The 11,908-nt window shown below is 50.7% G+C and carries 12 protein-coding genes; 2 read left to right on the top strand and 10 right to left on the bottom strand.

Going from position 1 to position 11,908, the window contains the following annotated elements; all coding sequences use genetic code 11:
* Nucleotides 1–5: 5 nt before the first annotated feature.
* Nucleotides 6–962 (bottom strand): hypothetical protein, encoded by a 957-nt coding sequence (locus DWX33_RS22500; RefSeq protein ID WP_199713281.1) that lies wholly within the window; start codon nt 960–962, stop codon nt 6–8.
* A gap of 120 nt (nt 963–1,082) precedes the next feature.
* Here DWX33_RS22500 and DWX33_RS06670 point away from each other — a divergent pair, with 120 nt between their 5' ends.
* Nucleotides 1,083–1,379, top strand: coding sequence for a nucleotidyltransferase family protein (locus tag DWX33_RS06670; protein WP_122380099.1), 297 nt, complete (start codon nt 1,083–1,085; stop codon nt 1,377–1,379).
* Nucleotides 1,369–1,737: a DUF86 domain-containing protein gene (locus tag DWX33_RS06665; protein WP_122268431.1), complete on the top strand. Its 369-nt coding sequence runs from the start codon at nt 1,369–1,371 to the stop codon at nt 1,735–1,737. The genes DWX33_RS06670 and DWX33_RS06665 overlap by 11 nt, the downstream gene beginning before the upstream one ends.
* Before the next feature lie 294 nt (nt 1,738–2,031).
* Here DWX33_RS06665 and DWX33_RS06660 read toward each other — a convergent pair whose 3' ends face one another.
* From DWX33_RS06660 to DWX33_RS06625, 9 genes are all read right to left on the bottom strand, one after another.
* The gene (locus DWX33_RS06660) at nt 2,032–2,805 is read right to left on the bottom strand and encodes a DNA adenine methylase (protein ID WP_122380150.1); all 774 of its coding nucleotides are present in this window, start codon (nt 2,803–2,805) and stop codon (nt 2,032–2,034) included.
* Between the two features lie 17 nt (nt 2,806–2,822).
* Nucleotides 2,823–3,464 carry a thymidylate synthase gene (locus DWX33_RS06655; protein ID WP_122380098.1) on the bottom strand — a complete coding sequence of 214 codons (642 nt, stop codon included), beginning with the start codon at nt 3,462–3,464 and terminating at the stop codon, nt 2,823–2,825.
* A gap of 335 nt (nt 3,465–3,799) precedes the next feature.
* A complete protein-coding gene (locus DWX33_RS06650) occupies nt 3,800–5,500 on the bottom strand; it encodes a hypothetical protein (RefSeq protein WP_147425504.1) in 1,701 nt (566 codons plus the stop codon).
* Nucleotides 5,445–5,762: a hypothetical protein gene (locus DWX33_RS06645; RefSeq protein ID WP_122380096.1), complete on the bottom strand. Its 318-nt coding sequence runs from the start codon at nt 5,760–5,762 to the stop codon at nt 5,445–5,447. The genes DWX33_RS06650 and DWX33_RS06645 overlap by 56 nt, the downstream gene beginning before the upstream one ends.
* On the bottom strand, nt 5,762–6,364 hold the full coding sequence (locus DWX33_RS06640; RefSeq protein WP_122380095.1) for a hypothetical protein: 603 nt from the start codon (nt 6,362–6,364) through the stop codon (nt 5,762–5,764). The genes DWX33_RS06645 and DWX33_RS06640 overlap by 1 nt, the downstream gene beginning before the upstream one ends.
* Before the next feature lie 18 nt (nt 6,365–6,382).
* Nucleotides 6,383–6,598 carry a hypothetical protein gene (locus tag DWX33_RS22295; protein ID WP_147425503.1) on the bottom strand — a complete coding sequence of 72 codons (216 nt, stop codon included), beginning with the start codon at nt 6,596–6,598 and terminating at the stop codon, nt 6,383–6,385.
* A gap of 10 nt (nt 6,599–6,608) precedes the next feature.
* Nucleotides 6,609–6,944: a hypothetical protein gene (locus DWX33_RS06635; protein ID WP_122380094.1), complete on the bottom strand. Its 336-nt coding sequence runs from the start codon at nt 6,942–6,944 to the stop codon at nt 6,609–6,611.
* On the bottom strand, nt 6,928–7,122 hold the full coding sequence (locus DWX33_RS06630) for a hypothetical protein (RefSeq protein WP_122380093.1): 195 nt from the start codon (nt 7,120–7,122) through the stop codon (nt 6,928–6,930). Before DWX33_RS06630 ends, DWX33_RS06635 begins: the two co-directional genes overlap by 17 nt.
* A gap of 1 nt (nt 7,123) precedes the next feature.
* Nucleotides 7,124–11,899, bottom strand: coding sequence for a hypothetical protein (locus DWX33_RS06625; RefSeq protein ID WP_122380092.1), 4,776 nt, complete (start codon nt 11,897–11,899; stop codon nt 7,124–7,126).
* Nucleotides 11,900–11,908: the final 9 nt, after the last annotated feature.

Genomic DNA, 11,908 nt, shown 5'->3' with positions numbered 1-11,908 from the left:
AAATTTTAAGGTAAAAATAAATCTTTTCTCTCTAAAGGAGCTCTCAGTTGATCGGCGATCTTCTCGACACCAAAGTCTAAGAAGCTCCTCGCCTCGTGCTTCCTCAAGGCCTCTTTCCATTTATCATCGAAATCAGCGGTCTGCTCTAAGAGGGTTTTCCAAGCGTTGTTCAGTTCATGGATCAGTTTTTCCCGTCGTTCCTTCGTGCCCTCGACCCGCCAAGCGAATCGTTCCATGACCTTTTTCGTGTGCTCGATATCCATGCATAGTTTTTTACAGATCGCCTGCAACCCGAGGAGATCGATATCGTCAGCCGCAGCCTTTTCCAACAAATTAAAATATTCCTCCTCCTCATAAACTTGCGCCTTGTAACGGCTCAGGTTCTCTTGGTCGAGAAAAGTAATATAAGTGATCACTTTCCCACGCAGCTTGATCAACGACAGGCCTTGCCGCGAGACAATGAAGCACTTCTCCGCCAGCTCCTCGTCGGTCCAGTTCTTGGGCCGATAGTTGGTCTGCCTCCTGTCCTCGTTGTTCTGCATGAAATAGATGGCGGGATGCACGCCTTTCAAGTCGATCCCCGCGGGATCGAGATAACGCTCCTTATAGCGTTGGAGGAAGTGGGAACTCACCCTTTCCACCTTGAAGCACTTAGGGTCGTTCATAAAAAGGTAATCCACCCCATTCTCCCGTCGCAAGGGGATGTAGAGGTAGCAGACGATGTTAATCTTATCGTCCGGCGTATAGCCCGTATAGCGAAAATTGACATTCCACGTATTCCTCGCCCGCGTGCAAAGGGTATGGCTCTCGCTCAAGGAATGGATGGCCCTTTTATGCTTCCCGCTGATCCGCATGCTTTGGACGAAGCGCTCGAAAGCGATCTGCACCCTCGTCCGTATCTCCAAGTAATCCTTATAAGCGGCTTGTTGTATTTCCTCTTCGGTCATTGATGGCGTAAACATGGTATTCTATTTTAAGGTTGATAATCGGAGGGTAAAGGTACGATTATTATTGAGGTTTCCGAAAGCTTTGGCGATATAAGGAATAATAATTACTTTTGTTCGGGTAATAATGAAGCATATATGAAGACAACGGCTGAATACATAAGTATTTTACGGGACTACGTGGCCAAGAACGCCGGTAAATATCATATCACCCGTATGGGGATATTCGGCTCGGTCGCCCGTGGGGAACAGACCGAGGGAAGCGATGTAGATATCTACCTCGAGACCTCGAAGCCAAGCCTGTTCGCCTTGGTACATATAAAGGAGGACTTGCAGAAACTATTCGGCTGCGATGTCGATATCGTCCGCTTACGCAAGCACATGGACGTTTTCTTGAGAAGCAGGATAGAGAAGGAGGGGATTTATGTGGGATGAGGAATTGCTCCGCTCGTCGCTACAAAAGATAGGGACAGCCATTAACCGAATATTGGAAAGATCCGATACCATACAGTCTCCCGATGATTTCCTGACAACTCCCAGCGGAGTGGAGAGAATGGAGAGTATCTGTATGCTGTTGATCGCCATTGGCGAGAGCGTAAAACGGATCGATAAAATCACGGATAAACAATTGTTATCCCAATATCCCGAAATCGATTGGAAAGGTGTAATGGGTATGAGGGATATCATCGCCCATCACTATTTCGATATTGACGCAGATATTATTTTTGATGTAATGAAAAATAATTTGCCAGCTGTAAGACTCGCAGTGAACAGGATGATAGAGAGTTTATAAAAGAACTTTTTCTCATGCGATTCTATTTTTAATTAAGTATATTTGCGAAAAGTATATAAACGAGACTCTTATAATTGGCAAAACCAAAAGTACAGTTTTTCAGAATAAAAAGTATAAAAAAAATCATGGTGTTTAAATACCGTATAGACAGTGTTTAAATGCCATGAACTAAAAACTAAAACCGCTCGGCCTTCACAGGCAGAGCGGAAGTGGACATATTACCTTAAACTAATACCTTATATATTATGATAACCGGATCATGAGACCAAAGGTTCATGCTCTTGAGCTACATTTTCAATAATTGCAAACGATCCATTCTTCCTGTTTCCTTCTGTTGGTTCTACCGGCTGATATCGTTCGTTCGAAGCGATGGATAGTCCAGTGATATTTATCGGAATATTCTTCAATATGCTCATTAGGGAACATGGTCAGCATGAACTTCCCTCTCAAACCGGACAATACGTCCAATAACTTGATGAACGCTTGTTCGTTGAATAACCCGTTATAATGGCCGCAATCCGTGTCGATGTAGAGAGGATCGACAAAATGGAACGTTTCCGGACGGTCATAACGGCGGATGACGGACAAGGCATCTTGGCATTCAATCGTCACACGCTCCAAACGATCACAAAGCTCTTCCGTGAACGTATCCTTGGCGTTTCGAAGTTTCTTTGGTTGTCCTCCTTTGAAATCAAAACCGAATGTGCCGTTGATCTTGCTCGCAAAAGAGGTTTTCGTCAGGAACCAGAGGGCGCAAGATCTTTCCGACGGTCGGAAAAGCTCCGGATTACTATAGATGTATCGTGCGTGGTCGTGCAATGCCCGGCTATGCAGTGTTTTGTCTATTTCCGCTTTCAACTCCGGATAATAGCACTTGGCCATCCAATAGAAATTGATGATCTCGGCATTGATGTCATTGATGACCTCGCAAGGGACGGGTTTTTTTGCGAACAATACTGCCGCCCCTCCACAAAAAGTCTCTGTATAAACAGAATGTTCCGGAATTAGAGATAAGATATGTTTTAACAAGGTTTGCTTACCTCCATAATAAGTAATAGGGGTTTTCATCATTCAAAGTTTTATTCTTATACATTCAAGTGCAGTCTTACATTTTCTTCCCCGGCCAACAATCGTTGGGTATTCTCCATGTTGTTTACATAGACATGTACATTGCCTAGATTCAAGGTGATGGACTTTAGGGGTATATCTATCTGACGTGACATTAGATATAAATGATATATGTCAGCCGGAAGCCCCAAGTTGGCATCGGAACTGCGTTGATAGGCGGAAACGACCAACTCGCCGCCATCGATCTGGAATTGCACGAGGCTCAAGCAAGGGGCTTGGTTGCTTTCCGCATCTGTCGATCCTAAAAACAGCACATAGTTCTTACTGTTCCGTTTCTCCCGATTGATCCTATCAATCAGTGGCGGTAACTTCTCAAGATAAGTCGGATAACTATTCACTAGGATGGAACCGCAATAATCCCACCAATTGACACCGATTTCCCTATATTTATCAACGGAGCGTTCCCCTCGCATGAACAGTTGTAATTCTCCCCGCAATTTCTTTCGGGCTATATCATGTCCCTCGAATATCTCCAGCAGATCAACAGGGGTCAAACATAGCTGCTCATTCAGAAGATACTTGATATTCCCCTTCTTGTTGTTTTGGGCCTTGCCTTCCGCAAGAATCTTTTCCAATATTTGATAGTATTTATTTTTCATGTCCTCGAAAATTAATGTACATTTGTCTTGCCAATCACATAATAAAAAAAACGAGCTATCGCGACAGAAGGCATTTAGCCCCCGGTCGTGCGGTAGCTCGCATTTTTTGTTAGTATGTGATTGGCGTCTTTACTAACAGCCGGGGGCTTTTCTTTTTACCCGCCCTCGATAAGGTGTTAAGGTTGTTCCGATAAAATCAACTACTAGCCATATTTTCTTGTAAGAACAACAAGTATCAATAAATCCTTCCTTGAAATCTTATTCAATCCTTTCATTTCAATCCATTTATTTTCAATTAACTAAAAGCGCTTTGGGACTTCTTCTATTTATGAGGCTTAACCTCCAATCGTAAACGGTACCACGTTTATCGAGAAAGAATCACTGAAAGCCTCATAGTTTATCACCACGAACTGCATCCCCATATAACTGTTTATTCCGACTCCAGCTATGGTATACCCCAGAGTCGCATCACCGTCATTAGTGACATAAGCGGCAAACGTATTGAGATAAACAGGATTTGTATAGTCCGTCCCTATGGAAGCAGGAATACTTGTCCTTAATATGGCACCGTTTTTAACGGCCTCAATCACTCTTTTAAATGTAACCACGCTATAGAACGCTGACTTTATCTCATCGGATGTCGAGCTGGATGTCAAGGCATAAACCTCCGATTTTACAGACTCATAACCTATGGTATAATTAAGATTGATATCCTTTCTTGTCTTTACGGTATAATTACTTTTAGTTCCTGAAATCTTTATGGAATGTGAGATGAGAGATGCATCAATATAAGTTATATCTATATAATAAATGATGTTAGCTACAATATATCCACCCAAGGAGAGACTGGAGCGCATGTTGTTAACAGTACTGGCACTATTGACGATATAGAATTTAGTCGTTACTTTTTGCGCCAGTCTTATTATATGCTCTATTCCTCCCACGGAATCAAGTATGCCCGCTACCTCCTCATGGGTAGAGGAGGTGGTTAGGTCAAAGAGCGTGACAGGAAGGTACACCTCGTCGCCTCCGCTCTCGGAGAAATCTACAGAATAGGTGATCACGCCATCCGAACCTCCCTTGCCCGTTACCTTGACTGTCTTGAGTACTCCTCCTTGGTCTATATACGAGAGTTCCAGCGTGTATGTAGTTGACTCGCGGCTGGCGTATACGCCACATTTGTGGTTGCCGATGAACATTTCGGGTATATCTACCACGTAATCATGGGACATGGCATTCGCCAATATGCCTGTGATCCCCACCAGATCCCCCTTGCCGGTGACCGGATCAAATCCGAAAGCAGTCAGGATATCGTCGCTGGAGGATGTCGATGTCAAGCTCAATACGGATGCCGGGAAAAAATAGGTTTCCTTAAGTTTTCCCAGCTTATCGAATTGATCGCTACCCATTAATCCCGCCTCGCTGGAGCTGGCCTCGGGTATGGTGGAGAACACGCCCTCTGCGCTACCGTTCGCCGAGGGATTGAAAGCGTACAATCGTCCCTTTACCATGGAATCGGCATTAGTGACGTTCACGTTACCGCTTCCCCCTCCCGATCCTCCGGATATGGTTATGTCGCCGCTACCGACTAGGGATTGCCCGTTGACCGTCCTCAAGCCGGTTTCCTTGATAAACTTGCTGTCATTGGTCAGCTGGCTCGTCTTGGACGGGATCGTCGTGTCGGACGGCATAGCCCCGACCTCGTTCGCCGTATAGGTGGGCTTGGTCGTGGAATTTACCCAACCCGGCTTATTCTGCACGTCGCTCCAGTCCACGGAGTCGGTCACGCCCCCTCCCGATCCTCCGGTACCGTCCTTGCCTTTGGGGATACCGAGGTTTATCTTGTATTTGGGATTCCCGCTCGAGTCCTCACCATTCCGCACCACCTCAGACGTGGCGGACTCCGTGGGTAATAACGTCGTAGTCGTGCCGGTCTCCAACACCGGCGTCTTGCCATCCGCCACGCTATCCGGCATATCGTTAACCTTCCTCAGAAGATCGTTGGTCTTCGTTGTCGTATAAATTAAATTGCCCATTTTCTTTCAATACTTTTAGTTCCACATCATCCGAATCTTTCATTATCTCGCCAAGCGAGTCATACAGGTATTCCCTCATGCCCGCCTGACGTACGGTGCGTACGACCTCCACGTTACCGCCCCGGGTCGTTTTGATCGTCACCTCTTGTGACCTGTCAACGTCATCATTCTCCGTAGAGGAGAATGAGGCCGGGCCATCGCCGCTTCCCGCAAGGTCCACGACGATATTGCCCTTACCCGTTATCCAAGGGATGTTTTCCATCACTCCACGGTCCAGTCCGTGTTAGACTCCACGTTCACCGTTACCGGGGTTCCCAGGTAATCAAGCTGGATGTCCCCCTCTGTCACCCGCAGGTAAGCGTCACCGGCGGCCAGTGTCAATAGGCACACGTCTTGGTGCCCGCCCTCGTCCGTGACGATGACCTGTCTCGTGAGAGGATCGATCTCCGTGTTGGCGGGAACCGTGACGGCGATCGAGAAATTGTATACCGCCAGTCCTCCGGGATCGCCCGCTATCGCTTCCCCGTTAGCGGTCTGTACGCTATTCGCCGTATAATTACCCGGTAGCGCTATGTCAAGGTCTCCCGTACCGAGGGAGAAGGTCAATTTCCTCGAGTTGCTGACCCCCGATATGGTAACCACCTTGCCTGTCTTCTCCGACGATGCCGTGTCCGCTATATCCACGTACTCGGGCTTGCCCGCCTGGTTCACCGTCCGTGCCACGTCCGCGCAATTCGCCGCCTTGAACGTCAGGACCGTCGTACGGGCGTTACGCCCGGTATGCTCCGAGCCTGATCTTACGCTTACCTCCTTGTCACCCGATCCTTGGGGCGGGGTGACCACCGCCCATGCCGCTTTTGCCATGCCTTCTTGTTTTTTTAGTTATTCAATGTTCCAACCCGTATTCGAGTGTACCGTGAGATATGCCGGCGTATCCTCGGTCACCCATACCGGATCCGCGGGGGAGACCAATAGCCATACGCCATCATCCACGCTGCAGACCTTGGATAGCCCCACTCCAATCCGCCCGATCCTCTTGAGTCCGGCGCTCATGGCCTCAATCCTTCGAAGCTCCGCCCGGGCCGTCTCCAATCTCACGATATGTCCCCTAACGCACGCCATTCCTCACGATCTCGTCCGTATCGATCCGTACTACCTCCTTCCTTACCCCGTCCTCGCAGTTGGCGTCCGGGACATCCACGCTTATCTGACACTTGATCCGCCCGTCGCTCCCTAGGCGGGACGTGTCGAGGACAAGGAGGTACGCACCGCTGTCCTGCCGGATCATCCCGGACTTGGGTATCACCACCGTCTTGTTGCCATAGATGTAAAATACGGCCTCGAACCCCACGTCATCCATCGTTAGACTCCCGGGAAGATCCAGAGACAGGACAAATTTCATCACGGTGCCGACCACAGACACGCCATCATTCCCGTATCCCATGGTGCCCTCCCGCTTTCCCGATCACGAACTCATAACCATACGCCCTGGTCGTGGTATCCACATCGATCCGGACGCTGTCCCGATCTCGTACCGGATGTCCCTCCCGTGTACGAGGCTCCGGGATGTACGGGTTACATCCCGACAGGATCACGCATAACGCCATAATCAATCCTCTCATATTAAATCTCCTTTAATGATATGCTACTTATACCGACCGTACAGTCCATAGACACTATGAACAGGAACCCATCCTCGATCGTACTATCTCTCTTCACTGTAAACTCTGCCGATATGGTCTTATAGGACGTTGTCAGTGTACCATCGTAACCGCCGTAAAATAAGGCATCCTCTGATACAGAACTTGGGATATCCAATGCGTTTCCCATGAGCGCAATCAGACTGACATCGTTCATGGAGGCCTTGATGGTAAGGGTTATCCTGTATCTGTGACCTTGTTCCAGCTTGCTCCCCATGTAACCCTTGTTGAAAATGATATAGGAGCTACCGTCAATTTTACCGGACATACTAAATATGGCCATCCCACCGGCTACACTATAGACCACGTCAGATCCGACACCTTTCCAATAGGTCGAACTTGTCAAGGCCGTCCCTTGGAATATCTCGTCGCCGGTGACGGCGTATCTCTCGAAGTACGCTGTCAAGGTCTTGTTGCCATTCATCGTGACCGTATGGCTTTGAGCCCCTCCGTCATTCCATCTGACAAAACGCCATCCATTGTTAGGCGTAGCGCTGATACGTACGTTGGTGCCGGCGCTATATGTACCCTCTCCCGATGTTGTACCACCATTGGACGGACTCTCATCTAAAGTAAGTCTATATGTGTTAGCGGAAGATTTCTTTTTGAAGTAAACGGTATACGTACGCTCATCGTCTCTGGCCGTGACATCATGGTTTTGCGATCCATTGTCGCTCCACTTCTCAAACTCATACCCGGATGCCGGATAAGCGTAAAGAGACACGATAGATCCTTTATCGCAATAATGAATGCCAGGCAACGGGCTCGTCGTACCTTCCCCGGAAACCTTGATCTCCACCCGGGACTTGGTACCCCCATCCTCTGACAGATAAAGCATTCCATCCGATGTTTTCTTGATAGTTCCTCCCCCCAACACGGACGGATCTATCGTCAAGGTTTTCGTGAACCCGATCTGGTGGAACGTGATTCCCCTAGGAGTGATGGATACGGTCCTGTTGGAATTGTCAACCATCGATATCTCAGGAACTCCGGATGAATTATCGATCGCTATTCGAAACGCCTCATCCACATATCCCGGAAGGATGGACGTGTTTGTCCTTAGGATACGAAAATAGCCGTTGGAAAGCTCCGCCTTTGAATCGTTCCCTAAAGAATCAATCTGCCCCTCCACGCTTACAGATCCGTCTGTATAGACAATAAATTTGTTATTCACGTTCAACTCGTTCGTCCTTATGGCGCTGGCGATCAATGCGGACGTGATCATGAGCTCGGCGTTGATCAACTTGGAGTTGATCGATCCACCCTCCGTGATCGACTCCCCGCGCTTGGCCGCCGCCTCGAAATCAGAGTAGCTTCCATAGCCCAATTGCTTGGCGATCTCCTCTTTCATGGCGGTGGAGACCGTGCCGATCTGGGAGTTGGCGCTATTCTTGGATTCGTTCACCGCCTCCTCCTTGATCTTCCGTTGGATCGCCTTGTTGGCGTTCTCTATGGCCGTGGCGAGCGAGGCATACGCGTTGTTGAATGCCGTGAACTTGCTGTCCACGTTGTCCTTCTCAGCCGTGGTCGTCTTACCGTCCGCTATGGCGGCGTTGATGGAGGCGATCAGGTCGGAGGTCGCCGTGTTGAGGCCATTCTTGGCGGTATACAGGTTCGACTTGGCGGTACCGGACAGGAAACCGTTAATGTATAGAGCCGTATACGTGCTATCCGCCTCTTTTTTCGTCTGGTTTACCGTGTTGATATATCTCTCGATGGATTTCGCCTCCGCCTCCGAGATGATGCCGTCGGAGAAGGCCCCGTCCACGTACTTGTTCAGGTCAGAGACGGCGCCCTTGGCCTCGTTCACGCCTTCCATGGCGGAGGAGGCGGTGTTGTTCGCCTCGTCAGCAGCCTTCTGTGCCTCGTCGGAATAACCCTTCAGCTTGGACTGGATGGACTCGTTCGCCGTCTCTACCGCCGTCTTGAACGTGGATGTCGCGGTGTTGAAGGCGGCGAATTTCTTGTCGACGTCCGCCTTCTCCGCCACCGTCGTCTTACCGTCGGCGATGGCGCTGTTGATCGAGCCGGCCAACGCCGATATCGAGGAGAGGAGGCCGGCCTTGGCGTTCGACAGGGATACCTTGGCTGAACCTTCCAGATAGGGGTTCGCGTATAGCTTGTTGAACGTGGACTCGGCCGAGATCTTCTCGTTACCCACGATATTAAGGTATTTCTCTATGCCCCTCGCCTCCGCCTCCGAGATGATGCCGTCGGAGAAAGCCCCGTCCACGTAACCCTTGAGGCTCGTCACGGATCCTTGAACCCCGTTGACCGCTTCCTGAGCGTTGGAGGCGGTGTTCTTAGCGTCCTGTATCGCCTCGTTTACCTCGCCCATATCCGGGGCGTCTGTCAGGTTCTCGAAACCGGTGGAACCCGGCTTGATGACCATCTTGCCGGTAAACACGTTCTTGTCGGCGTTCGGCGAGATCACCGTCACCTCCTTGTTCAGCATGGAATAGGAGTTTATCCCGGAATACAGCTTGATGCAAGGAGCGTCCTCGTCATACGAGGAGAGGAACACCACGTGCTGGCGGCTCTTGTCCGTCTTGTTGCCTATGGTGACGATCGTATCCCCGGCCTTCGGCTCCATGCTGCCCGGATCGCAATCGGACATGGAGAGGTCTATGTAATCGTCGCCTACGGCCAATACCCGGCGCCAATAATATTGGTTGCTCACGTTATGGGAGATACCGGGTTTCACGTTGAACTCACGGCATTGCGCCAGGTCGTCAACGGCGAACTCGTTGACGATCTCCCGCTCCCCGTCCGTTTGTTTGAAGTAACAACGATAGGCCATCTCACCACCTCCTACCGGGGCCAATATCTCCTCGCCGGAGGAATCGAATACCTGTGTCCCGGTACTGTCATATACGGTCTCGTACTCGGCTGAGACCTCCTCGACCCGGATACATTCCATCGCCGCCGGGGATAGGACGACACGCCCACCCACGTGCGAGAGGTGCTTTATCTCCAGCGTGTCGAAATACGCTTTCAACCGCACGTACAACTCGTCGATCTCCATGTAGGACTTTCCGGTCTTGGCGTTCCGTTTCAAGACGAAACCCGTGCCGAAAGGACCGGCGGCGAAATCCCGCGACTCGATGTTATCCGATATCAAGCCGCCTAGCAGCTTGAGCAGGTAATTAGTTTGGTCCGGTTGGTCCTTGCGCAAGAATGTGGATATCGCCTTTAGGGCGGAGAACACGTTATTGTCCGTCGGGGCCGTATCGTCACCGCTCTTGATGATGTTGATCGATCCCCCGGCCTGGCTGATCATCGGGAGGAAGGAGTCCACCTTCCTCTCCAGGGACTCCATGCGGCCGATACTGACATACTCGGATATATCGACTTTCACGTCGTAAGGATCGTTCAGGTTGCGGGTAAAGCCGATGATACGGCTATCCCGGTATCCGGAGGAGAAGAACACGGGGTTATATAACCGGACACGTTGCCCAAGCGTGACGGTGACCTCCCGTTCCCTCATTATGATCGGGTCGCTGTCACCGCTATAGACCGAGCTGTCCACGCTATGCCTGTCCAGATAGGCCTCGGCGGTCTCCCCCAGCTCGTTCTCTGCCAAGGCGTAATACTCGTCCGGCATGCGGATGTTATAGAGGATGTACGTGTCGCCGGCTTTCGGGACCATGACACCGTCCGGTATCTGCGTGTTCTCGTCCGGATACTGGTTGATCAGCTCGAACTCCCCCGTGGACGAGTCGTAATTGGCCTCGAGATCATACCCGGACAGCTCACCCGTCTCGAACTTTACGTGCTTGGTCAGCCCGGCGATCTCGTGGTCGTTCGGATCGAAGGGGATATCCCTGTCCGTCACGTAATAGACCCGGATCGTCTTGCCTTCGGATTCCCGCTCGATGGAACGTACGCCGGAGAGCGTACCGACCCGCCGGGGGTAGACCGTATCGAATATCACCTCCCGCTCGACGATCCCGTACCCCGTGTTCTTCTCCAGGTATCTCAAGGGCGAGGGCAGGTGGAGATAATCGGAACCGTACCTTGAGCGATCGATGTTGCGGGTGCTTCCCTTGGCGTAAAGCCGGGTGAAAAAGCTATCGTTCTCCTCCTCCCGCTTGCTCATGTTCAACAGGCCTCCTACGGCTGTCCCGTCGGCGGCGTAGCCCAGTTCCAACAACTCCCCGTGCTCGCATTTGCCCAGATAGATGGTTGTCCCGACGATCCACCACTCGGTCTCGAAAGTCTCGGCGATCCGGTTCAAGGCAGTGAGGCAATCGATCCCGTCATAGGTGATGACCTTGTAGTCGGCGGCGATCACGCTCCCGATCCTCCAGGCCGTGCTTCCCTTGATCCGGTTGATGTTATCCACTACCAGTTGCAAATGCGTCGCCGGACCGTCCGTTAGGGCGAAGTCCGAGTCCATCCCGCCATCCGTCATGAGGAAGCAGAGCGCCTTCGACAACTCGTTCTCGACACCATGGAACCGGAGGGTATATTCATACTCGACCGTGCTGGCCTGACGGGGACAGGGGACGGACATGAGCGTATAGCGCTCACCCTCGAAGTCCACGTAATCGTTCACGTCGAAGGGTATGGCCTCGCCGGTGGTGAAGGATACGCCCAGCGTATTGTCCCCCATCACGGCCTTCTGTTGCGTGGAACTGTCATCCGGAGAGATGACGGCCCGTAAGCCCCCTGTTTGATCGTATATCCTCAATTCCATTTAAACAAC

The organism is Parabacteroides sp. AF19-14 (genome assembly GCF_003635485.1).
Lineage (GTDB): Bacteria > Bacteroidota > Bacteroidia > Bacteroidales > Tannerellaceae > Parabacteroides > Parabacteroides distasonis.
This window is presented reverse-complemented; position numbering and strand designations above follow the sequence as displayed.